Source organism: Roseovarius sp. MBR-51 (assembly GCF_053628575.1).
This window is the reverse complement of the sequence record NZ_JBRJGQ010000003.1, coordinates 302,425-323,759: the sequence shown is the minus strand read 5'-3', so window position 1 is coordinate 323,759 and position 21,335 is coordinate 302,425. Positions and strand designations below refer to the sequence as shown.

Genomic DNA, 21,335 nt, shown 5'->3' with positions numbered 1-21,335 from the left:
ACGCGATTTTTGCGATCTGATGCGGTATCCTGTGCAGAGGGAGGGGACCTGTCTGATCCAAGAAAGGGAACCCCATGGCCGAAAGCGACCTGACAACCCGGTTCATGCCCGCCCAATGGCGGCGCGATCTGGATCTTTTTCTGGTGGAACGCGCCGCCGGGATGAATGGCTATCTCTTGGCGCGCCAGAGGCTTGCGAGTGTGGCCCATCTCCAGAGCCTGAGCGAGTCGGAACTGGCGAGCATGGGCCTGAGCCGCGGTGATATATCGAGCTTTGTGTTCGAGGACATTCTGCCGGAGTGAGAGGGCCGCGCAAGCGCTGATCCAGCTTGACAGTCTGAGTGGCAACGGCCAACTCTGCGCCTCATGTTCGATATGCGACCCGTGGGATATCTCGTTGGCCTGATGGTCATGGCCATGGGCCTGACCATGGCGTTGCCGCTTTTGGTGGATATCGCCGAAGGGCGGGAACATTGGCCGGTGTTTGCCGAGAGCATGATCGTGACCTGCCTGATGGGGGGGCTCGTGGCGGTGGCCTGCAAAAATTCGATGGATCAGGGGCTGACGATCCAACAGGCGTTTTTGCTGACCACGCTGGTCTGGGTGGCGCTGCCGCTTTTTGGCGCGCTACCGTTCATTCTAGGCGAGACCGATCTCGATTTCATCGACGCGTTTTTCGAGGCGATGTCAGGGATGACGACGACCGGCGCGACGGTGATTGCCGGGCTTGATACCCTGCCCAAGGGTCTCTTGCTCTGGCGGGGCATCCTGCAATGGCTGGGCGGTCTGGGGATCGTGATCGTGGCGCTGGTATTCCTGCCCGAGATGCGGGTGGGGGGGATGCAGTTCTTTCGCGCCGAGGGGTTTGATACCTTTGGCAAGGCGCTGCCGCGCACCATCGACATCTCGAAAGGGGTGCTCAACATTTATCTGGGGCTGACGGCGGTCTGCACACTGACGTATTTGACGCTGGGAATGGGGGCGTTCGATGCGACAGTGCATGCGTTGACCACCGTGTCCACTGGCGGTTTCTCGTCTTATGATGTGTCTTTCGGAGCGTTTCCAGGGGCCCCGCAATACGCCTGCGTTCTGTTTATGATCCTTGCCAGTCTGCCCTTTGTGCGAATGATGCAGGGGGTGCATGGCAATCTGGAACCGATCTATCGCGACACGCAGGTGCGCACCTATCTCCGGTGGCTGTTCTATGCGTTTGCTTTGGTGGCGGTCTATGATTTCCTGATGAATGGCCGGATGAGTGAAGAAAGCCTGCGGGAGCGGTTGTTCAACGTGGTCTCGATTTTCTCTGGCACCGGATATGGCGACGGCGACGTGACGGCCTGGGGCAATTTTCCGTTTGTTGTGTTGATCGCGGTTGGCGCGATTGGCGGCTGCACGGGGTCCACGGGCTGTTCCATCAAGATTTTCCGCTACCAGCTCATGTTGCGGGCTCTGGGGCAGCAGGCGCGTCGAATCTTCAACCCATCGAGTGTGATGGTGCTGCGCCATGAGGGGCGAAAGGTGGAAGATGAGGTTTTGCAATCGGTGATGCTCCTCTTCACCGTCTATATCCTGTCGCTGGGTTTCTTTTCGGTGGCTCTGGAACTCACGGGGTTGACCCTGATGGAATCGGTCACAGGGGCCTGGACCTCGATCTTCAACGTCGGTCCCGCCTTTGGTCAGAGTGTGGGGGCGACTGGATCGCTCTCGGCTTTTCCCGATGCGGCCAAGGTATTGATGATTCTTGCCATGTTGATGGGGCGGTTGGAGATTCTGGCCGTCATCGTGCTCATTCTGCCGTCATTCTGGCGTCCCTGATATTCTGACCTGATAAGGAGCCTGAGATGGCTGAGAAATCCGTTGAGTTTCGTGCGCAGGCACCCTTGGGGGCGCAGATCAGCCACATGCTGAAATCACGCGGCGTTGAGGTGATCTTTGGTATTCCGGGGGTGCATAATCAGGAAATGTATCGCGGGATCGAAGAGGCCGGGATCACGCATGTTTTGGCGCGGCATGAACAAGGCGCGGGGTTCATGGCCGATGGCTATGCGCGGGCCACGGGCCAGCCGGGGGTGGCCTATGTGATCACCGGGCCGGGGCTGTGCAATATCCTGACGCCGCTGGGGCAGGCGTGGTCGGACAGCGTGCCGGTGCTGGTGCTGTCGTCCTGTCTGGACGAGACGGCGGCGCAGCAAGGGCAGTTGCACCAGATGCGCGATCAGCGGGCGGCGGCGGGCTGTGTCTGTGAATGGAGCGAAGAGGCGCGGGATGCGGCCAGTGCCTATCGGTTGATCGACCGCGCCTTGGTCGAGTTTGCCACCCGGCGCGGGCGCCCCCGGCATATTCAGGTGCCGATTGCGGCGCTGGAGGGAATGGCCGAGGCCGCCCCGGCGGCGGTGCCGTTGGATCATACGCCAGCGCTGGCCGCTGAGGTGGCGGCGGAGGTGGCCGAGGCGCTGACGCACGCGCGCAAGCCGCTGCTCATTCTGGGCGGCGGGGCTGTGAAAAGTGCCGCGGACTGGCGCGAGATTGCCACTCGTCTGGGGGCTGCGACCTTTACCAGCTATGCCGGGCGCGGGATCATGGGGGCTCAAGCGCCGCTCGATTTCGGGGCCTATCTGGCGCGGCCTGACAGTGCGTCGGTCATCGCTGAGGCCGATCTTGTGCTGGTGGTGGGAAGCGAGCTGTCGCAGAACGATCTGTGGCGGGAAGATTTGGGGCATCGTGCGCCGCTCATCCGGGTGGATATCGACGCGAGCGTTCTGGGTGGGGCTGTATCGGGAGATCGCCGGATTCTCGCGGATGCGGGCGCGCTCGGGCGGGCGCTCTTGACGCTTGACCTCGGGTCTCGCGGCGGTTGGCGGGCTGAAGATATCGCGTCCGCGCGGGCGCGGTGGCGGGCCGAGAGCGATGCGGAGCGACCGGGGATTGCCAGCATTTGCGATACCTTGCGCGCAGCATTGCCCGAGGACACGATGATCTATTCGGACATGACGCAATTCGCCTATGTCGCCAAGGAGGTCTGGCCAATGACGCGGCCCGGTCACTGGCACCATCCCACCGGCTTTGGCACGCTGGGCTATGCGCTGCCGGCGGCGATTGGCGGGGCGATGGCGCGGCGGGGATTGCCTACGGTCGCAATCGCGGGCGATTACGGGTTTCAGTATACGGTGCAGGAGTTGGGCACGGCGGTCGAGCAGGGGCTCGCCCTGCCAATTCTGGTCTGGGACAATACCAAGCTGAAAGAGATCGAGGACAGCATGGTGCGCGCGCAGATCGCGCCCAATGCGGTCAAGGCGCATAATCCGGATTTCTGCGCCCTTGCGCGGGCTTACGGCGCTTATGCCGAGGCCCCGCAGAGTGCCACCGAGTTGCAAGAGGCGGTACAGGCGGCTCTGCGCGCGGACCGCCCCACGCTCATTCACATGACGCCAGTTCTGTCGGCGCGGGGTCAGTAAACATCTCCGCGACCGGTGACGGAAATATAGGCCGGACAGCCGGGCCGGGCGGTGTTGATGATGAGATACCAGACGGTTTCACCGGGTCGCCCCGTGCGGGAGTATTCGCACCCCGAGGGGTGGGTCCACCATTGGCCCTGATGGCCGGCGGGGGGCATGACGCTGCTTTTGCCGACCTTGATTTTAGTGGCGCGGCCGACTTTCTTTGAGACATCCGCCTGCGCGGCCCCGGTCAGACCGAGCGTAATGGCAGTGACAAGCGACAGGATGGTTCTCATGGTATGGGCTCCAATTGACGAGGGCGTTTGGCTGTTGCGGCCAAGACTGCTGTGTTTGGGTCTTGAGTTCACCGCCTCGCAGGGGCGCGTTGGCGTCAAGACCATGTCAAAAGAACGGCCCTCAATTAGAATTATTCCCAAAATCCGGGCTTTCTGGAGTCTGGCGTCGTGGATATTTCGTAAGGAATTGAATTTAATGTAATAGTATCAGGCGGGATGGGGCGACCTGGAGCGATAGATCGACCGCTGTCCGCCGTTTTTGTGGCGGGTTCAGACATGTCATGGCCGCAAGGCGCGGCTATGCGGCTGGTGCCCCTTAGGCTATCCGTCCGGTTGCTAAAACGAGGCTTAGCCGTGCTGTGCCGGGTGTTTTTGAGGTCACAACATCCGTGCCTTTCAGATCGCACTCTGCGGAATGGCACGCGTAATGCGCTCTGGTGGCGTCATTTCTCGACGTGCCGTGTGACGATGTGGTCTCTTTTGTGAAGGGCCAAGAAAAATCAATGCCTTGCAAGATTTAAATGGCAGCCCGTAGGGGAGTCGAACCCCTCTTTTCAGGTTGAAAACCTGACGTCCTAACCGATAGACGAACGGGCCATGCCTTGGCGTGACGCGTAACTAGGCAAAAGCGGCGGGGGGTGCAAGAGGGATTCTGCAAAAACTTGGTGCGGTTTTCAGAAAATTTCCTGAGCCTTGCGGCACATGCCGTTGATTGGCGTGTCTCAGGCTGGCGCGGCGTCTTCTAGGCGAAGTTGCACGGTTTGGCGCCCGCCCCAGGTGTTGATGTCCAACCGGCCCGCAAGATGAAAGCGCGCGCCGCCATGGGCCAGCAGGGCAGGTCCCAGCGGCCCATCGAGTGCGCCAAAGCAGATGGCGTCAAGGCTGGCACCCATGCCGTCACCAAAGCGCAGTTTGAGATGGGCACCGCTCAGGGCCTTGGCAAAGGTGATCTGGCAATCGGGAAAGACATAGCGGGGGCCGGACGCGCCTGCGCCAAAGGGACCGGCGGCTTCGATCCGCTCGACCAGTTCGACGGTGGCGGCACCGGGCATCAAGAGACCGTCGAGCCGCAGATCGGCGGGGCCGTTTTGGCCTGCGCCCTGTTTGGCAAGCAACTCCGAGAGCCGCGCCATGGCCGCCTCTAGCCGGTCGCGGGCCACTGTAAGACCCGCCGCCATCTTGTGCCCACCGCCCTTGATCAAGAGCCCTTCGCTGGCCAGTCGTTGAATGGCGGCTCCGAGATCCACGCCCGAGACGGAGCGACCAGAGCCTTTGCCTTCGTCGCCGTCCAGCCCGATGACGATCGCGGGGCGGTTTGATACTTCCTTGAGACGGCTGGCGACGATGCCGACAACGCCCGGATGCCAGCCTTCGCCTGCGGCCCAGACGAGGGGGGCATCCAGCCCGCGTTCCTCGGCCTGTGCAAGGGCCGCGGCGCGCACCAGTGCTTCGACGTCGCGTCGCTCGGTGTTGAGTTGATCCAGACGTTCGGCCATGGCGCGGGCCTCTGAGGCATTGTCACAGGCGAGGAGGCGTGCACCAAGGTCCGCCTTGCCGATCCGCCCCCCGGCATTGACACGTGGCCCCAGAAGAAAGCCCAAGTGATAGGCATTGGGCGCGGTGTCCATCCGGGCGACATCTGCCAGCGCGACAAGGCCCGGACGATCGCGGCGCGCCATGATACGCAGGCCTTGGCGTACAAACGCGCGATTGACGCCGATGAGCGGCGCCACATCGGCCACGGTGGCCAGTGCCACCAGATCGAGCATCGCCATAAGGTCCGGCCCCTGTGCGCCGCTCTCGCGCAGTTGACGACCGGCCTCGACCAGCATCAGAAAGACCACCCCGGCGGCGCAGAGATGCGCCAGATCGCCGCTCTCGTCCTGTCGGTTTGGATTGACCACGGCCAGTGCAGGGGGCAGCGTCTCACCGCCCAGATGGTGATCGAGCACGACCACATCAGCGCCCTTTGCGGCGGCAATGGCCTCATGGCTCAGGGTGCCGCAATCAACGCAGACGATCAGATCATGGCGCGACGCCAGATCGGTCATGGCAGGGACATTCGGGCCATAGCCCTCGTCGATGCGGTCGGGGATATAAAGGGTGGGGGTGGGCGCCTGCATCTGGCGCAGCCAGTCGATCAGCAGCGCGGCAGAGGTGCCGCCATCGACATCGTAATCGGCAAAGATCGCAATCCGTTCGCCAGCCTTGACGGCCTTGAGAAAGCGCGCGGCGGCGCTCTCCATATCGCGCAGGGACCGCGGATCGGGCAAGAGATCGCGGAGGGCGGGGCTGAGATAGGCTTCGGCATCTTCCTCTGCCACGCCCAGCCGCGCCAGCGTCTGGCAGAGCGGGCGGGGCAAGGTGGTCGTCTGTGCCATCGCCTCGGCAAGACGGTCGGTTTCCACGCCCGGACCAATCCAGCGGCGCCTGGTCAGCGACTGTTCAACTCCGAGAAAGGCCGGTCCCATACGCGCCTCCTCTCATTCGTCTGGCGTTAAATACCTCGGGGCTGCGGGGGCAGCGCCCGCGCCTCTTTTGTGTTCAGTCCCGCTTGCTGCGATAGATCATGCGCCGCACTGATCCGGTGCGCGAGCGCATCAGCAGGGTCTCGGTTTCGACATAGCCGGGACGACGTTTGACACCCGAGAGGATTGAGCCGTCGGTGACGCCAGTTGCGGCAAAGATCACATCGGATGTCACCATCTCGTCGCGGGAATAGATGCGGTCGAAATCGGTGATCCCGGCCTTGGCGGCGCGGGCGCGTTCATCTTCGTTGCGAAACACAAGACGGCCCCACATTTGCCCGCCCATGCATTTGAGCGCAGACGCGGCCAGCACGCCCTCGGGCGCGCCACCGGTGCCCATGTACATGTCGATGCCGGTGCGATCAGCTTCGGCGCAATGGATCACGCCCGCCACATCGCCATCGGGGATCAGGAACACGGCGGCCCCGGTGCTGCGCAATTCGTCGATCATTTCCTGATGGCGCGGGCGTTCCAGCACGCAGACGGTGATTTCGGACGGCCGGCAGCCGCGCGCGGCGGCCAGCGCCTCGACCCGCTCGCGGGGGCTCATGGCGAGGGAGACGACATTCTCGGGATAGCCCGGCCCGATGGCCAGCTTGTCCATATAGGTGTCCGGGGCATGCAGCAGCGTGCCGCGCGGGGCCATGGCGATGACGGTCAGGGCATTGGGCATGGCCTTGGCGGTCAGGGTGGTGCCTTCGAGCGGATCGAGGGCGATATCGACGCCGGGGCCGTCGCCGGTGCCAACTTCCTCGCCGATGAAGAGCATCGGGGCCTCGTCCCGCTCGCCTTCACCGATCACCACAACGCCCTTGATGGCCAGAATATTGAGTTGTTCGCGCATGGCATTGACGGCGGCCTGATCGGCGGCCTTTTCATCACCGCGCCCGATGAGGTCCGCACAGGCGAGTGCAGCCTGTTCGGCCACACGCGCGAGGCCGAGTGAGAGCATGCGGTCGTTGAAGGCGGTATCAGAGGTCATGGAACGGTCCTTGTAAATCGGGTCAAATCAGCATTAGCGCCGGTCTGTCTGGCGCACAAGTCTGGCGGGCGGGCCGCGTCAGACGGTTTCGATGCGCAGCGCCACCGGGTCGCCCGACAGAACGTCAAGGCGGCTGATGGCGCTCAGGGCTGTCTCCAGTGCGTCGCGCGTGGTCTTGTGGGTGACGATCAGAACCGGCGCTGTGGTGGCGTCATGGCGATACTGGCGCATGCGGTCGATGGAAATGCCTGCCTCGCCCAGACAGGTTGCGACTTTGGCCAAGGCGCCGGGTTTGTCGATCAGCGACATGCGCATGTAGTAGGGCGCGGGGGTGGCGCTTGCGGCCGTCTGACAGCGGGCGAGACTGGACGCGGGTTGACCGAAGGTCGGCAGACGAAAGCCGCGCGCGATGTCCATGACATCGCCCATCACGGCGCTCGCCGTGGGGCCCATGCCCGCGCCGGGACCACGCAGCACGATCTGCTCGACATTGTCGCCTTCGAGCACGACCATATTGGTGCCGCCTTCCAGTTGGCCAAGGGGGCTCGTATCGGGCACGAGGCAGGGCGACATGCGCTGTTCGAGGCCGCGCCCGGTCATCTGCGCCACACCTAAGAGCTTGATGCGATAGCCCATGTCGGCGGCGTGGCGAATATCCTCGATGGTGATTTTCTCGATTCCTTCCAGCGTCACACCGTCGAAATTCACCTGACAGCCAAAGGCGATGGATGCGAGCAGCGCAAGTTTGTGACCAGCGTCGATACCGCCCACATCAAGCGTCGGATCGGCCTCGAGATAGCCGAGTTTGGCGGCCTCGTCGAAGACCTCTGCGTAGGGCAGGCCTGCCGATTGCATGCGGGTCAGGATATAGTTGCAGGTGCCGTTCATGACGCCCATGACGCGGGTGATGTCATTGCCCGCCAGACCTTCGGTCAGCGCCTTGATGACGGGGATGCCGCCCGCGACAGCGGCCTCGAACCGGATCACGCAGCCTGCATTTTCGGCGGCCAGCGCCAGCGCCTGTCCGTGATGTGCGAGCATCGCCTTGTTGGCGGTGACGACATCCTTGCCAGCGCCGATCGCCGCCTCGGTCGCGGCCTTGGCGGGGCCATCCGAGCCGCCCATGAGTTCCAGAAACACATCCACATCGTCGCGTTTGGCAAGAGCCACGGGATCATCTTCCCAGGCGTAATCGCTGAGGGTGACGCCGCGATCCTTGTCACGGGTGCGGGCCGAGACAGCGGTGATGACCACGGGGCGACCGGCGCGGGCGGCCAGAAGATCGGCCTTTTGCCGGATGATCCGCACGACGCCGGTGCCGACCGTGCCCAATCCGGCGATGCCAAGGCGCAGGGGTGTGTTCATGGGGCTCTCCGATCGTCGCTGTGCAAGGATTGAGCCGCGATGTAACGGGTTCGGCGGTCCCTTGCAACGCGGCTTGCGGCGGTGGGTGCGTGGTTTTTCAGTTGGTGACGCCGGATTGCATGCGGCTTTGTGTCGTGGGGTCGACCACGCCACCCTTGAGCCGTTGCGCCCGTGCCCGCAACCCGGCGCTGCGTTGATCCAGATCCGAGGCGGTTTCGGGTGTGATCCGGTTCGTAGTGCCCTGGTCTGTGATCTGTTCAGCGGGGATCAGATCGGGATATGCGGCACTCCGTGTGCCGTTGCGCAGGGCGGCATCAAGAGGCAACAGATCACTACATCCGGCGATGAGGCTGGCGATCAAGGGCAGCGTGACGAGAGCGGGGCGTATGCGCATGCGGGCCGGAGTCCTTGTGCCGACAGGTGTCGCTGTCTTGCCATTCTTTAGGGGTAAAGGGCAAGCGGGGCTTTGATCTGAACAGATGTTCAGTTAAAGCCATGCTATGGCACGAACCCAAGGCTCTCATTCTGACATCACGGGACCGCGTGTGCGCGAGGCGGCTTTGCATCTCTTTGCGCGGCATGGCTATGCCGCGGTCTCGATGCGGCAGATTGCGGCAGCGGTGGGGGTGCAGGCGGGCGCGCTCTATAATTACACACCGGATAAGCAAACGCTGCTGTTTGACCTGATGCGCGGGCATATGGAGGACCTGCTGGTCGCCTGGGATGCGGCGGTGCCTATCGGCGACGCAATGGCGGCTCTGGAGGCGTTCACGCGGTTTCACATCCGCTTCAACACCAGCCGGGCGGATGCGGTCTTTGTCTCATACATGGAGTTACGCAATCTGGAGCCCGCGAATTTCGAAGTGATCGAGGGGCTGCGGCGGGACTATGAGACCCGGCTTGAGGCGGTGTTACGGCGGGGAACCGAGGCGGGCGTGATGGTGGTCGCCGAGCCACGGATCGCCAGCATGGCGCTGATTGCCATGCTGACGGGGGTCAATACCTGGTATCGCGAACAAGGGCGGTTGTCGCTCGCGGAGGTCGAGGCGGTGTATTGGGACATGGTGCGGCGGTCGGTGCTGGGATGAGGGGGGCGCTTGGTGCGCCAAGGGGCGCTCGAAACGCTCTTTGTCCACCCCCCCCCGCGCGGCTTGTCGCTTGGCGTAAAGGCCCCTTCGCCTTTCCCCCGCGTCTCACTTGATGAAAGACCCCTCGCGCAATTCGCGCATCGCCTGACGCAATTCGTCCTGCGTGTTCATCACGATGGGTCCGTGCCAGGCCACGGGCTCTTGGATCGGCGCGCCGGAGACCAGCAAGAACCGCACGCCCTCTTCTCCCGCCTGAACGGTGACCCTGTCGCCGGTGCCAAAGCGGATCAGCGTGCGGTCGCCGGAGTGGTCGCGGATGTGGACCTCTTGCCCCGCCACTTCCTTTTCCAGAAGGACGCCGGTCGGTTTCGAGGCATCGGCAAAGGCGCCAGCACCCTCGAACACATAGGCAAAGCTGCGCCGGTAGGTATCAACCGGAAAGGTCTTTCTGATCCCGGCAGGCACCGAGATGTCGAGATATTGCGGATCGGCGGCGATGCCGTCGACCGGGCCGCGCTGCCCCCAGAAATCCCCCACGATCACCCGCACACGGGTGCCGTCATCGTCCGTGATCTCGGGGATCTCCCCGGATTTCACGTCCTGATAACGGGGGGCGGTCATTTTTTGCGCAGCGGGCAAGTTGGCCCAGAGTTGAAAGCCGTGCATTTGCCCCTGCGCGTTGCCGCGTGGCATTTCCTGATGCAGGATGCCCGATCCGGCGGTCATCCATTGCACATCGCCCGCGCCCAAGCTGCCCTGATTGCCCAAGCTGTCGCCATGCGCGACCTCGCCTTGGAGCACATAGGTAATGGTTTCGATGCCGCGATGCGGATGCCACGGGAAACCCGCTGCATAGTGTGCAGGATCATCGTTGCGGAAATCGTCGAACAAGAGGAACGGATCGAGTTCGCTGGGGTCTTGAAAGCCGAAGGCGCGGTGCAGATGCACGCCCGCCCCTTCCAGAGTCGGGGTTGCTTGGCGGTGTTCCAAAACGGGTCTGATGGACATGATAGGTCTCCTTTGGGCTAACATATAGGAGCGGATCTGGCCGGTGGAACGGTCCGATCTGTTCACCTGTGAACCGCGGCTGTGCAATTTGCGTGCGCCCCTCTCGCCACGGGGAGCGATCCGGGGTAAAGGCGAGCGCAAAGGGAGAGATTGTATGCAGGATGACGAGGTATTGGCGGCGCTTGGGGCCTCCGCGGGTCGGCGGATGTTAGGCGTCGGCTCGGTCGCGGGTCTGGGGCTGACCCTGCTTTATCTGGCACTGGTGCAGTCGCCCAGCCTTGGCTGGCAGGTGTTTATGGTCGGGTTTGGTGGAACTTGCGTTTTTCTGGCAGAGCGGATGTGGCGCGCGACGGCGCAATGGCTTGTGCTGACGCGCGAAGGTTTGCGCGACAATACAGGGCGCATGATTGCCCCGATCGAGCATATTCGCTCGGTTGAGCGCGGCGTTTTCGCATTCAAACCGTCAAATGGATTCACGATCAAGCTCACGCAGAAAGCCCCGGCGGCTTGGCAGCCGGGGCTATGGTGGCGTACCGGGCGGAGTGTTGGCGTGGGAGGTGTCACCTCTGGTACGCCAGCGAAATTCATGGCCGAGCAGATCCATGAGCTTCTGACCAAACGGGCGCCATCCTGACGCGCCCAGGCGGTTCGGTGAGAGGCCCGGGCGCATGTGCTGTTGTCGGCTGCTGTTGTCGGCTGCAGGATCGCGCCTGAAGAGCAGCGCGGCTAAGTCAGACAGGGCCTTACGAGGCGGTGCAAACGCCCTCATAGCAGAGCTGAGCCGCAAAGCGGAGTGGCACGAACATGCGCGTCTTGATCTCTGTCCCTGCGGAGAGACCGGTTGTGACGACGGGATCGTATTCTGAAAGGGTCTCGACCAGAATGATTTCTTGGCCGTCGATCATGTTCGGAAGAGTAGCATGCGCGTTGCGGACATCATCGTCGCTCAACGGATTGAGCGACCCTGTGCCGCGTACTTCGGACCATCTGAGCTCGAATTCGTCGATACTGTTGTCTGCGTCAAAGTGGTAGCGGACCACTGTCACCCGCACCTGATTTGCACCCGTGTCATTGGTTATCAAGTCGAATAGCACCTTGACGTTGTTCATGTACGTCGCGTTGACGACTGCCGTTTCACGGGACAGCATATCGGCAACGGTGTAGGTCGCCTTTTCGCGCACACTCTGATAGCGGAACATCTCGTAATATTCATAGCTGAACGTGAGGCCCATGAAGAGGAATGGGAACATGACGACCGTTTCCATGGCCACCGTGCCACATTCACGCTGCCAGAAGCGGCGCAGGAAATTAAGAGCAGGACGCATACCCATCAGATTGGCTCCTGAACAAATGCGGTCGTCGCGATGAGTGCGGCTTGACCGCCGCTACCGTTGTTGATCAACTGGCTGCCCAAAACATTCGCCGGGAACAAGGGGTTGTATTTGAGGCAGGCGCGCAAAAGCATGAGTTCGTTCTGCTGGCCGGGTACGAATTCACGCACAGGTTTGGCGGGTTCGGCCTGATCCGTGCAATCGGCGCTCTGATCGAGGGCGCTGAAGTTGCGGATATCCGCAGGCCGCATTTCCAGCTGCAGGTTGCTTGCGCAATCGTTTATGATGATCGTGTTGTCGCAAATGATCTGTTTGATATCGTCGTGCTGAGGGGCCGTCCCGGTGCCGAGACGTACCTCGCGCACGGCCATATCCAGGCCCCGCTCGAGGAAGGTCGCGCGCATCGTGACAAATCCCAACTCGATCGAAAAGATCATGATCCCAAGGAAGAAGGGGGCCACCAGCACGAACTCAAGTGATGCGGTTCCACGTTCGTCGCGCCGGAACCGGCGGAGGATATCTTTGAATGCACGGGTCATTGGGTCAACCTCAATTGCTTCACATTGGCCGCGATGGCGCTGAAGGCACTGCCGATATTCACTGTAGTGGCATTGTAGTGATGGTTGATCGATGTGGCACATTTCTGGATCTTGTCAGCGCCGGTCGGCTGGCTGCCCATCTCGAAGGCAATGGTATAGATTACGATCCCGTTGGATTTGGCCGCGTCGCAAATGTCATCCAGACGCTCGTCCTTGTCGCTCCGGTCGATCGGATTGTTGAGGTAGTCGTTCCAAGGGCCCGTGCTGCCGGTTTTATTCCGGTAAAAGCGCGTCGACATGAGACCCCAAGCGGTTTCCCAGCTCAGACGCTCGCTGTCAATGAAGCCGGGCAGGGTCTCTTCATCGTAATTGTTGAATGTGGACCAAGAAACGTCGCCTCCGTCGGTGACGTTGAACATGCGGCTGTCCGAAGGGCGGCGCAGGTAATAGCTGACCTGTTCCTCACCTGTAGGGGCATATTCGCATGTGTACCCACTATAGTTGCAGTAGGCTTGGTATTGCGACCCATACCAACGGCGATGGTCATAGTTCCGCTGGAGGTAGAGGAACTGCATTTCTTCATAGGTAAGTTTGAAAAGATCCGAGTTCGGACCGCGATACGAGTTGCTGAAGCGGTAGGAATTGTCATTGGCCCCGTCACCCATCAGCACGATAACCTTGAGCGTGTCGCTCTGGTTGAAAACCGCTGGCATGTTGGTCAGCGCGGGTTCGACCAGCGAATAGGTCAGGATCGTCCCATCGTCTTGTGGCAACTGGACTTCTTCTTGCAGGCTCTGGACAACCGGTACGAAGGCAGGATCAAGGAGCGCCGCCGACCATTTGACGCCCTCGTCATTTGACGTACTGCCGCCCGCCTCGAGCGCGTTGATCTTGGCATGCAGGGCGGCTTTGGTGGTCGCATAGGGCAGGATATTGAAGTAATCCTGAGTATAGCAGGACTGGTAATAGGTATCGTCGAAGTCTGTCAGTGGTGTTGTCGTCAGATCGCGAAAAGTCGTGCCCTCGCGGGAGGTATAGATCAACTGATTATAGGCCGTATTGGGATTAATCGTGGTTGTGTCGAAATCATCGTCCTGCAGTTCGATGCAGGAGGAATACAAATGGGTTTTGTTGACCGTGAGCGCCTCGAAAATTTCTTTCGAGGGTGTCACGCCCCAACTGAACGGGACCACCGAGATCACCGCGTCATTCGGTTCCGTGCTGTCGAGAATGGAGTCGACGAACTTTATGGCGGCGGGCCTGAGCGCGTCGATGCGTGAGCCCATCATGGAACCCGACACGTCGAGCGCCATGGCAATTTCAAGTTTGGGGATCGTCACCTCGGCGGTGGAATTCCCGGCGGATTCCAGGGTATCGACCCCGGCGAGACGCATGAGATAGGTGTCGAGGGTCTGGGATGCGCGTGCTGTGACCTTGGACGAGTTGAGGCGGATATCAATATCGCCTTCCTGCTCGGCCGCAAGGTAGTCGGCCTGTCCGGATTTGTCGAAGTAGTCTTCGATCACGTCGCGCGCGGCTTCGTTGTTGAATGCGGTCGCCCCTGCGAGCACGGCCCGGTCCAGCGTGGCCTGTAGACTGGCGCGCGCCATTTCCTGACGCATGGTATCAAGGCCGATACCGCCCATCAGCAGAAACATCACAAAGATGAAGAAAGACAAGAGGGTTACAGTACCGTCTTCCTCTTGAAGGAACATCTCGGTGTGTTCGACAAGTCCGGTCGTCGCGTTTTCAACACGCGGCGTCATTCCTTTAATAGTGCTGCCTTCAATACGCATTTGAACACCTCATTGTGACGTCGCTGGCCGTAAGCCACGCAATGCACCAACGTCGTATATCCCGCTCTTCTATGGCCGAATTAAGGCAGGTTTCCGACGGAATCGCAGAAGTTAACCCCCTCAAATCAACAATATAAAGGTTGCTCTGCGATTGTTGGATTACTGGCGACAAAGGCGGGTGCGCGCCGTCATCCGGGTGACTTTCAAGCGATTGGCGATTCACGCGGGTGGACAAAATGGCCATAACCCTTAACCATGGCTTTGACGTTCGGATCATTTGTCCTCGCACGGAACAAGCGGTCCGGGTCGCAACAGGGAGAGGACACATGCACGTCAGCAAGGAACCGAGTTTTCGCGAGAGCGTGGATCTGATGTTCAACCGCGCGGTCGCGCTGATGGATTTGCCACCCGGTCTGGAAGAGAAAATCCGCGTGTGCAATGCCACCTACACGGTCAGGTTTGGTGTGCGACTACGCGGTCAGATTCATACATTCACAGGCTATCGCAGCGTTCATTCTGAGCACATGGAGCCGGTCAAGGGCGGTATCCGCTACGCCATGGGCGTCAATCAGGACGAGGTCGAGGCGCTCGCGGCGCTGATGACCTATAAATGCGCGCTTGTGGAGGCACCGTTTGGCGGCTCCAAGGGCGGTTTGCGAATTGATCCGCGCGAGTGGGAAGAGCATGAGCTGGAGCTGATCACCCGGCGGTTTGCCTATGAGCTGATCAAGCGCGACCTCATCAATCCTGCGCAGAACGTGCCCGCCCCCGACATGGGCACCGGCGAGCGCGAGATGGCGTGGATTGCCGACCAGTATAAACGCATGAACACAACCGATATCAACTATCGCGCCTGCGTGACCGGCAAGCCGATCAATGCGGGTGGTATTCAGGGCCGGGTCGAGGCGACGGGGCGGGGCGTGCAATATGCGCTTCAGGAATTCTTTCGCCATCCCGAGGATATTGCGGCGGCGCACCTCTCAGGCACACTCGAAGGCAAGCGGGTCATCGTGCAGGGGCTTGGCAATGTGGGCTATCACGCGGCCAAATTTCTGAGCGAAGAGGATGGTTGTCTGATCACCGGCATTATCGAGCGTGACGGCGCGCTGACGGATGACAAGGGGCTGAATGTCGAGGCGGTGCGCAATTGGATCGCAAAGCATGGGGGCGTCGATGGCTATCCTGAGGGCAAGTATGTCAAGGATGGCAGCAAGGTCCTGGAAAATGCCTGTGACATCCTCGTTCCGGCGGCCATGGAGGGGGTGATCAACCTCAGCAATGCCGCGCAGATCAAGGCGCCTTTGATCATCGAGGCCGCGAATGGCCCGGTGACTGCAGGGGCCGATGATATCCTGCGCCAGAAGGGCACGGTGATCATTCCGGACATGTATGCCAATGCAGGCGGTGTGACAGTGTCCTATTTCGAATGGGTCAAGAACCTGAGCCATATCCGTTTTGGCCGGATCGGGCGGCGACAGGAAGAGGCGCGGCATCAACTCTTGGTGACGGAATTGCAGCGGCTCAACCGGGGACTGGGGGATGCCTGGGAAATGTCGCCGGATTTCAAGCAGAAATACCTCAAGGGTGCTGGGGAGCTGGAGCTTGTTCGTTCGGGGCTCGATGACACGATGCGCACCGCGTATCAGTCGATGCGCGAGGTCTGGCACGGTCGTCAGGATGTGACGGATCTGCGCACAGCGGCCTATCTCGTGTCCATCGCCAAGGTCGCGGCGAGCTATCGCGCCATGGGGCTCTGAGGCCCGCGTCGCGCATGGGCCTGAAAATGGCGGGAAAGATGGCAGAGCTTCGGCTCTGCCATTGCTATTGATGGGCGAAGTTGGTTCAGTCGCGGCACAGCAGGATAAAGGGGTGGCGGATGCGGTTTTCGGGGCTGAAGGTTCTCAAGGAAGGCCTGACCGGCAACAAGGGCTGGCAGGCGCATTGGCGCGATGCCGCGCCCAAATCCGAGTATGATGTTGTCATCATCGGCGGTGGCGGGCATGGGCTGGCCACGGCCTATTATCTGGCAAAACGCCACGGGATCACCAATGTCGCGGTGCTGGAAAAGGGCTATCTGGGCGGTGGCAATGTGGGGCGCAACACCACCATCGTGCGCGCCAATTACTTCCTGCCGGGCAATTCGGAGTTCTACAGCCATTCCCTGAAGCTCTGGGAGGGGTTGGAGGAAGATCTGAATTACAACGTCATGCACAGCCAACGCGGACAGATCGTGCTGTTTCATTCAGACGGGCAGCGCGATGCGATTGCGCGGCGTGGCAATGCCATGATCAATCAGGGCGATGATGCCGAACTGCTGAGCGTGGCGCAGCTTAAACGTTTGGTTCCATATCTGGATTATGATCAGGCCCGGTTTCCAATTCATGGCGGACTGTTGCAGCGCCGGGCGGGCACAGCCCGGCATGATGCTGTTGCCTGGGGCTATGCGCGAGGCGCAAGCGACCGGGGTGTGGACCTGATCCAGAATTGCGAAGTGACGGGGATCAATGTTGAGGGCGGCCGCGTGCGCGGCGTGCAGACCACGCGTGGCACCATCCGGGCGAAAAAACTGGCGATTGTGGTGGCGGGGCGGTCCTCTCAGGTGGCGGCGATGGCGGGGATGCGCCTGCCGATCGAAAGCCATGTGTTGCAGGCCTTTGTCACAGAAGGGCTGAAGCCCTGCATCGACCATGTGATCAGTTTTGGCATGGGACATTTCTATATCAGCCAGTCGGACAAGGGCGGGCTCGTCTTTGGCGGTGATCTGGACATGTATGCGTCCTATGCGGCGCGCGGCAACCTGCCGATTGTCGAGCATGTGATGGAGGCGGGCATGACGCTGATGCCGATGATCGGCAATGCCCGCGTGCTGCGCAGTTGGGGCGGGATCATGGATATGTCGCCCGATGGCTCGCCCATCATCGACCATGCGGGCATCGAGGGGCTCTATCTCAATTGCGGCTGGTGCTATGGCGGGTTCAAGGCTGTGCCCGGTTCGGGGGATGCGATGGCGCATCTTATCGCGACGGACAGGCCGCATCCGGCGGCCACGGGATTCCGGCTGGATCGGTTCCGGACGGGCCGGGGGCTGATGGACGAAGAAGGCACCGGTGCGCAGCACAACCTGCATTGAGCGGCGCGGAAAGGGCAAGATATTGAGTATTTCTGGAACGATGAAAGCACGGGTGAGATGAGACTTGGCTGTCCGATCTGTGGCGAGCGGGATCGCCGCGAGTTCTATTATCAGGGGGCGGCTTTGACGCGGCCCGAAGGTGAGGCTTGGGCACCGGAGTGGGATGATTACATCCACAACCGCGAGAACCCGGCGGGCGTGACCCGTGATCTGTGGCAGCATGAACAGGGCTGTGGCGCGTGGTTGATCGTGACACGCAACACGGTCACGCATGAGGTTCTGGACGTCGCACTTGCAGCGGAGATCGGCGCATGAGGATCGAGGATAAGGGGCTGATCGACCGCAGGCGCCCGGTGAGTTTTCATTTCGACGGGCGTCGCTATGAGGGGTTCGCAGGCGACACGCTGGCCTCGGCGCTCTTGGCCAATGGCGTGCGGATGGTGGCGCGGTCCTTCAAATATCACCGCCCGCGCGGCGTTATGACTGCGGGCAGCGAGGAGCCGAATGCGTTGGTCACGGTCGGTCAAGGGGCGGGGCAGGAGCCGAACCTGCGCGCCACCACGGTTGAGTTGCGTGACGGGCTATGGGCGCGCAGTCAAAACCGGTGGCCCACGCTGGGGCTGGATGTGCTGGCGGTCAATGATCTCGCGGCCCCCTTTCTGGGCGCAGGGTTCTATTACAAGACCTTCATGTGGCCGAAGCGCTTTTGGGAGCGCGTCTATGAACCGATGATTCGCCGCGCGGCGGGACTGGGCGCACTCTCAGGGCAGGCGTCCGAGGATCGCTATGAGCGCGCCTATGCCCATTGCGATGTGCTTGTGATTGGCGGCGGGCCTGCTGGCCTGATGGCGGCGCGGGCGGCGGCCGAGGCGGGCGCAGATGTGATCCTGGCCGAAGAGGACACGCGGCTTGGCGGGCGTCTCTTGGCTGAGAGCGAAGAGGTCGATGGGCTGCTTGGTGTCGATTGGGTGGAGGAGATCGCGGCGGAGCTGGCGGCGATGCCGAATGTGCGGATCATGACGCGGACGGCGGTCACGGGGGCTTATGATGGGGGCACCTATGGCGCGCTCGAGCGGCTGGCTCCGGACGTGGTGGAGAGGCCGCATGCACCTGAGGGGTGTTTCTGGCGGATCGTGGCGCGACGCGCGGTGCTGGCGGCGGGCGCGTTGGAGCGGGCCATAGCCTTTCCCAATAATGACCGGCCCGGCGTGATGATGGCGGGGGCGGTGCGGGCCTATGTCAACCGCTGGGGCGTGGCACCGGGACAGAGCACGGTGGTGTTTGGCAACAATGACAGCGCGCATCGCACGGTGGCCGATTTGCAGGCGGCGGGGGTGCATGTTGCGGCGTTGATCGACGCGCGGTCCTATGCCCGGTGCGACCTCGACGTGCCCTTCTATCCAGGTGCGCAGATTTGCGGAACCTCAGGACGGCGTGCGTTGGAGGCCGTGCAGATTGCCATGCCCAAGGGTGAGGACAGAATTGCCGCCGATTGCCTCGCGATTTCGGGCGGATGGAATCCTTCGGTGCATCTGGCCTGCCATATGGGCGCGCGGCCCGTGTGGGATGCGGCTCGGCAGGCGTTCTTGCCGCCCGAGGGGGCGGTGCCGGGGATGCGCGTGGCAGGGGCGGCGACTGGCGTGTTTTCCACACGCACCTGTCTGGAGAGCGGACTGGCCGAGGGGGCGCGCGCGGCGGTGGAGCTTGGGTTTCATGCCCCGGATCTGGCTGCGCCGATGGCAGGCGATGCCGCCTATGACATTTTCCCGCTCTGGCAGGTGCCGGGCAAGGGCCGAGCCTGGCTCGATTTCCAGAACGATGTGACGGTCAAGGATGTGGTGCAGGCCGCAGCCGAGAACTTTCGCTCGGTCGAGCATATGAAGCGCTACACGACGCAGGGTATGGCACCGGATCAGGGCAAGAATTCCAACGTCGCCGCTTTGGCGGTGCTGGCAGACGCGACCGGGCAGGGCATTGCCGAGACCGGCACGACCACCTTTCGCCCGCCCTATGTGCCGGTGCCGATTGCGGCCTTGGGGGCGGGGGGCAAGGGCAAAGGCTTTGCCCCCGAGCGGCGTACCACGTCGCATGCCGAGAGCATCGCACGCGGTGCGCCGATGATCGAGGCGGGGCTATGGTATCGGCCCAGCTATTTCCCGCAGAAAGGCGAGAGCCATTGGCGGCAATCCTGCGACCGCGAGGTGACGATGGTGCGCGGATCGGTTGGCATCTGCGATGTGTCCACCCTTGGCAAGATCGACGTGCAAGGCCCGGATGCGGCACGGTTTCTCGATTTCGTCTACACCAACATGTTCTCCACGCTGAAGGTGGGCCGCGTGCGGTACGGCCTCATGCTGCGTGAGGACGGGCATGTGATGGATGACGGCACCTGCGCGCGCATAGGCGAGACCCATTTCGTAATGACCACCACTACGGCGGCGGCGGGGCAGGTTATGCGGCATCTGGAGTTTGTCTCTCAGGTGTTGCGGCCGGACTGGGACGTGCGGATCATCTCGGTCACCGAGCAATGGGCGCAATTCGCCGTGGCCGGACCGCAAGCGCGGGAGTTGCTGAATGCGGTGCTGGAGGCAGAGATTGACGACACCGGATTTCCCTATATGGCCTGCGGTGAGGTCCGTATAGGCGGGGTCGCGGCGCGGCTCTTTCGGATTTCGTTCTCGGGCGAGCATGCCTATGAAATTGCGGTGCCTGCGCGCTATGGGGCGGCTCTTTTTGCCGCGTTGGTCAAACGCGCCGAGGGGATGGGCGGCGGGGCTTACGGGCTTGAGGCGCTCAACGTGCTGCGGATCGAAAAGGGGTTCATCACCCATGCTGAAATCCATGGCCGCGTGACCGCGTTTGACATCGGGATGCAGGGAATGATGAGCACCAAGAAGGATTTCGTCGGCAAAGCGGCGGCATCGCGGGTCGGGTTGACCGAGGCGAGCCGTGAGCAATTGGTGGGTTTGAAACCGGTGGGCGCGGTCAAGGAATTGCTGGCGGGTGCACATATCTTTGACGAGGGAGCCGAGGCGGTGCGTGATACCGATCAGGGCTATGTCACGAGTGCCTGTTATTCGCCCAGCCTTGGCCATGTCATCGGAATGGGGTTTTTGAAGCGCGGACCGGTGCGGATTGGTGAGCGGGTGCGCGTTGTCGATCATCTGCGCAAGTCCGAGACAGTGTGCGAGGTCACGCCTCTGGTGGTATTTGATCCCGAAGGAGGGCGGCTGCGTGGCTGAATTCAAGGCACAAACCCCCTGTGCGGGGCTCTTGCCGGTGACGGTGGGGGGCTTGAACCTGAGCGAAGTCGCAGCGGGGCGGATCACGTCGCTGGCGCCTTATCGGGGATGCGAGGCGACCTTGTCCGAAGCGATGCAGGCTGCGCATGGTTTGGCATGGCCAGAGCCGGGACGCATGACGGGGGGCGCAGAGGTGCGGGCCATCTGGTTCGGGCGTGAAATGGCGTTGCTGATCGGTCCTGATCCGGTGAGCGGTTTGGCGGAGCACGCGGCGCTGAGCGATCAGTCGGACGCTTGGGCAGTTTTGCAGCTAGAGGGGCGGCAGGCGGGCGAGGTTCTGGCGCGGCTATGTCCGCTCGATCTGAGAGCATCGGTATTCGAGCCGGGGCATACCGCGCGAACCGAACTGGCGCATATGGCAGGATCGGTCAGCCGGATAGCGACGGATCTCTGGCAGGTCATGGTATTCCGCTCGATGGCGACAACCTTGGTCCATGACGTGGAAACCGCCATGCGACGGGCCGCAGCGCGGCACATTTCCCCTACGTGAGGCACTGACAAAGCGCTCAGAATATCCTAAGCACGTCGCGACTG

Annotated in this window: 19 protein-coding genes and 1 tRNA gene; 10 read left to right on the top strand and 10 right to left on the bottom strand. The window is 61.9% G+C overall.

Annotation, left to right across the window (positions count from 1 at the left end):
- The first annotated feature begins 74 nt into the window (after positions 1 to 74).
- The 3 genes from ACSSVY_RS06080 to ACSSVY_RS06070 all read left to right on the top strand — a co-directional run bounded on the left by ACSSVY_RS06080 (position 75) and on the right by ACSSVY_RS06070 (position 3,454).
- Positions 75 to 302 (top strand): DUF1127 domain-containing protein, encoded by a 228-nt coding sequence (locus ACSSVY_RS06080; RefSeq protein WP_454268512.1) that lies wholly within the window; start codon positions 75 to 77, stop codon positions 300 to 302.
- Positions 303 to 365: 63 nt separating this feature from the next.
- Positions 366 to 1,814 carry a TrkH family potassium uptake protein gene (locus ACSSVY_RS06075; RefSeq protein ID WP_454268511.1) on the top strand — a complete coding sequence of 483 codons (1,449 nt, stop codon included), beginning with the start codon at positions 366 to 368 and terminating at the stop codon, positions 1,812 to 1,814.
- A gap of 26 nt (positions 1,815 to 1,840) precedes the next feature.
- Positions 1,841 to 3,454 (top strand): thiamine pyrophosphate-binding protein, encoded by a 1,614-nt coding sequence (locus tag ACSSVY_RS06070; RefSeq protein WP_454268510.1) that lies wholly within the window; start codon positions 1,841 to 1,843, stop codon positions 3,452 to 3,454.
- Here ACSSVY_RS06070 and ACSSVY_RS06065 read toward each other — a convergent pair.
- The 6 genes from ACSSVY_RS06065 to ACSSVY_RS06040 all read right to left on the bottom strand — a co-directional run bounded on the left by ACSSVY_RS06065 (position 3,448) and on the right by ACSSVY_RS06040 (position 9,001).
- Complete coding sequence (locus tag ACSSVY_RS06065; RefSeq protein WP_454268509.1) at positions 3,448 to 3,732, bottom strand: hypothetical protein; 285 nt, start codon at positions 3,730 to 3,732, stop codon at positions 3,448 to 3,450. The genes ACSSVY_RS06070 and ACSSVY_RS06065 overlap by 7 nt on opposite strands.
- A gap of 522 nt (positions 3,733 to 4,254) precedes the next feature.
- Positions 4,255 to 4,329 (bottom strand) — tRNA-Glu (locus ACSSVY_RS06060).
- A 125-nt stretch (positions 4,330 to 4,454) separates the two neighbouring features.
- A complete protein-coding gene (recJ, locus tag ACSSVY_RS06055; protein ID WP_454268508.1) occupies positions 4,455 to 6,203 on the bottom strand; it encodes a single-stranded-DNA-specific exonuclease RecJ in 1,749 nt (582 codons plus the stop codon).
- Positions 6,204 to 6,276: 73 nt separating this feature from the next.
- Positions 6,277 to 7,242 (bottom strand): class II fructose-bisphosphatase, encoded by a 966-nt coding sequence (gene glpX, locus ACSSVY_RS06050; RefSeq protein ID WP_296628249.1) that lies wholly within the window; start codon positions 7,240 to 7,242, stop codon positions 6,277 to 6,279.
- 78 nt (positions 7,243 to 7,320) lie between these two features.
- Positions 7,321 to 8,607, bottom strand: coding sequence for a homoserine dehydrogenase (locus tag ACSSVY_RS06045; protein WP_454268507.1), 1,287 nt, complete (start codon positions 8,605 to 8,607; stop codon positions 7,321 to 7,323).
- Positions 8,608 to 8,704: 97 nt separating this feature from the next.
- On the bottom strand, positions 8,705 to 9,001 hold the full coding sequence (locus tag ACSSVY_RS06040) for a hypothetical protein (protein ID WP_454268506.1): 297 nt from the start codon (positions 8,999 to 9,001) through the stop codon (positions 8,705 to 8,707).
- A 106-nt stretch (positions 9,002 to 9,107) separates the two neighbouring features.
- Here ACSSVY_RS06040 and ACSSVY_RS06035 point away from each other — a divergent pair, with 106 nt between their 5' ends.
- Positions 9,108 to 9,695 carry a TetR family transcriptional regulator gene (locus ACSSVY_RS06035; RefSeq protein WP_454268505.1) on the top strand — a complete coding sequence of 196 codons (588 nt, stop codon included), beginning with the start codon at positions 9,108 to 9,110 and terminating at the stop codon, positions 9,693 to 9,695.
- Between the two features lie 105 nt (positions 9,696 to 9,800).
- Here the strand turns inward: ACSSVY_RS06035 and ACSSVY_RS06030 are convergent, their stop codons facing one another.
- Positions 9,801 to 10,703, bottom strand: a complete 903-nt coding sequence (locus ACSSVY_RS06030; RefSeq protein ID WP_454268504.1) for a pirin family protein — start codon at positions 10,701 to 10,703, stop codon at positions 9,801 to 9,803.
- A 154-nt stretch (positions 10,704 to 10,857) separates the two neighbouring features.
- On the opposite strand from ACSSVY_RS06030, the gene ACSSVY_RS06025 reads away from it, so the two are divergent.
- Positions 10,858 to 11,337: a hypothetical protein gene (locus tag ACSSVY_RS06025; protein ID WP_454268503.1), complete on the top strand. Its 480-nt coding sequence runs from the start codon at positions 10,858 to 10,860 to the stop codon at positions 11,335 to 11,337.
- 109 nt (positions 11,338 to 11,446) lie between these two features.
- Here ACSSVY_RS06025 and ACSSVY_RS06020 read toward each other — a convergent pair whose 3' ends face one another.
- Genes ACSSVY_RS06020 through ACSSVY_RS06010 form a run of 3 tightly spaced genes read right to left on the bottom strand, consistent with a single transcriptional unit; the run spans position 11,447 to position 14,339 of the window.
- A complete protein-coding gene (locus tag ACSSVY_RS06020; RefSeq protein ID WP_454268502.1) occupies positions 11,447 to 12,034 on the bottom strand; it encodes a TadE/TadG family type IV pilus assembly protein in 588 nt (195 codons plus the stop codon).
- Positions 12,034 to 12,573 (bottom strand): TadE/TadG family type IV pilus assembly protein, encoded by a 540-nt coding sequence (locus ACSSVY_RS06015; protein ID WP_454268501.1) that lies wholly within the window; start codon positions 12,571 to 12,573, stop codon positions 12,034 to 12,036. Before ACSSVY_RS06015 ends, ACSSVY_RS06020 begins: the two co-directional genes overlap by 1 nt.
- Entirely contained in the window at positions 12,570 to 14,339 is a 1,770-nt protein-coding gene (locus ACSSVY_RS06010; RefSeq protein ID WP_454268500.1) for a pilus assembly protein TadG-related protein, read from the bottom strand. Before ACSSVY_RS06010 ends, ACSSVY_RS06015 begins: the two co-directional genes overlap by 4 nt.
- A gap of 356 nt (positions 14,340 to 14,695) precedes the next feature.
- Between ACSSVY_RS06010 and ACSSVY_RS06005 the strand changes: the two genes are divergently transcribed.
- The 5 genes from ACSSVY_RS06005 to ACSSVY_RS05985 all read left to right on the top strand — a co-directional run bounded on the left by ACSSVY_RS06005 (position 14,696) and on the right by ACSSVY_RS05985 (position 21,291).
- Positions 14,696 to 16,126 carry a Glu/Leu/Phe/Val family dehydrogenase gene (locus tag ACSSVY_RS06005; protein ID WP_297778961.1) on the top strand — a complete coding sequence of 477 codons (1,431 nt, stop codon included), beginning with the start codon at positions 14,696 to 14,698 and terminating at the stop codon, positions 16,124 to 16,126.
- A 119-nt stretch (positions 16,127 to 16,245) separates the two neighbouring features.
- Positions 16,246 to 17,499 carry a sarcosine oxidase subunit beta family protein gene (locus ACSSVY_RS06000; protein WP_454268499.1) on the top strand — a complete coding sequence of 418 codons (1,254 nt, stop codon included), beginning with the start codon at positions 16,246 to 16,248 and terminating at the stop codon, positions 17,497 to 17,499.
- A gap of 57 nt (positions 17,500 to 17,556) precedes the next feature.
- Positions 17,557 to 17,814, top strand: coding sequence for a sarcosine oxidase subunit delta (locus ACSSVY_RS05995; RefSeq protein WP_454268498.1), 258 nt, complete (start codon positions 17,557 to 17,559; stop codon positions 17,812 to 17,814).
- A complete protein-coding gene (locus ACSSVY_RS05990; RefSeq protein ID WP_454268497.1) occupies positions 17,811 to 20,741 on the top strand; it encodes a sarcosine oxidase subunit alpha family protein in 2,931 nt (976 codons plus the stop codon). The genes ACSSVY_RS05995 and ACSSVY_RS05990 overlap by 4 nt, the downstream gene beginning before the upstream one ends.
- Positions 20,734 to 21,291, top strand: coding sequence for a sarcosine oxidase subunit gamma (locus ACSSVY_RS05985; protein ID WP_454268496.1), 558 nt, complete (start codon positions 20,734 to 20,736; stop codon positions 21,289 to 21,291). Before ACSSVY_RS05990 ends, ACSSVY_RS05985 begins: the two co-directional genes overlap by 8 nt.
- The last annotated feature ends 44 nt before the right edge of the window (positions 21,292 to 21,335 follow it).

Coding starts and splice junctions, on each gene's coding strand:
- ACSSVY_RS06045 (WP_454268507.1), bottom strand. CDS start 8,607: ATGAACACACCCCTGCGCCTTGGCATCGCCGGATTGGGCACGGTCGGC.
- ACSSVY_RS06035 (WP_454268505.1), top strand. CDS start 9,108: ATGGCACGAACCCAAGGCTCTCATTCTGACATCACGGGACCGCGTGTG.
- ACSSVY_RS06020 (WP_454268502.1), bottom strand. CDS start 12,034: ATGGGTATGCGTCCTGCTCTTAATTTCCTGCGCCGCTTCTGGCAGCGT.
- ACSSVY_RS06070 (WP_454268510.1), top strand. CDS start 1,841: ATGGCTGAGAAATCCGTTGAGTTTCGTGCGCAGGCACCCTTGGGGGCG.
- glpX (WP_296628249.1), bottom strand. CDS start 7,242: ATGACCTCTGATACCGCCTTCAACGACCGCATGCTCTCACTCGGCCTC.
- ACSSVY_RS06000 (WP_454268499.1), top strand. CDS start 16,246: ATGCGGTTTTCGGGGCTGAAGGTTCTCAAGGAAGGCCTGACCGGCAAC.
- recJ (WP_454268508.1), bottom strand. CDS start 6,203: ATGGGACCGGCCTTTCTCGGAGTTGAACAGTCGCTGACCAGGCGCCGC.
- ACSSVY_RS06040 (WP_454268506.1), bottom strand. CDS start 9,001: ATGCGCATACGCCCCGCTCTCGTCACGCTGCCCTTGATCGCCAGCCTC.
- ACSSVY_RS06010 (WP_454268500.1), bottom strand. CDS start 14,339: ATGACGCCGCGTGTTGAAAACGCGACGACCGGACTTGTCGAACACACC.
- ACSSVY_RS06075 (WP_454268511.1), top strand. CDS start 366: ATGTTCGATATGCGACCCGTGGGATATCTCGTTGGCCTGATGGTCATG.
- ACSSVY_RS06065 (WP_454268509.1), bottom strand. CDS start 3,732: ATGAGAACCATCCTGTCGCTTGTCACTGCCATTACGCTCGGTCTGACC.
- ACSSVY_RS06025 (WP_454268503.1), top strand. CDS start 10,858: ATGCAGGATGACGAGGTATTGGCGGCGCTTGGGGCCTCCGCGGGTCGG.
- ACSSVY_RS05995 (WP_454268498.1), top strand. CDS start 17,557: ATGAGACTTGGCTGTCCGATCTGTGGCGAGCGGGATCGCCGCGAGTTC.
- ACSSVY_RS05990 (WP_454268497.1), top strand. CDS start 17,811: ATGAGGATCGAGGATAAGGGGCTGATCGACCGCAGGCGCCCGGTGAGT.
- ACSSVY_RS06080 (WP_454268512.1), top strand. CDS start 75: ATGGCCGAAAGCGACCTGACAACCCGGTTCATGCCCGCCCAATGGCGG.
- ACSSVY_RS06015 (WP_454268501.1), bottom strand. CDS start 12,573: ATGACCCGTGCATTCAAAGATATCCTCCGCCGGTTCCGGCGCGACGAA.
- ACSSVY_RS06030 (WP_454268504.1), bottom strand. CDS start 10,703: ATGTCCATCAGACCCGTTTTGGAACACCGCCAAGCAACCCCGACTCTG.
- ACSSVY_RS06005 (WP_297778961.1), top strand. CDS start 14,696: ATGCACGTCAGCAAGGAACCGAGTTTTCGCGAGAGCGTGGATCTGATG.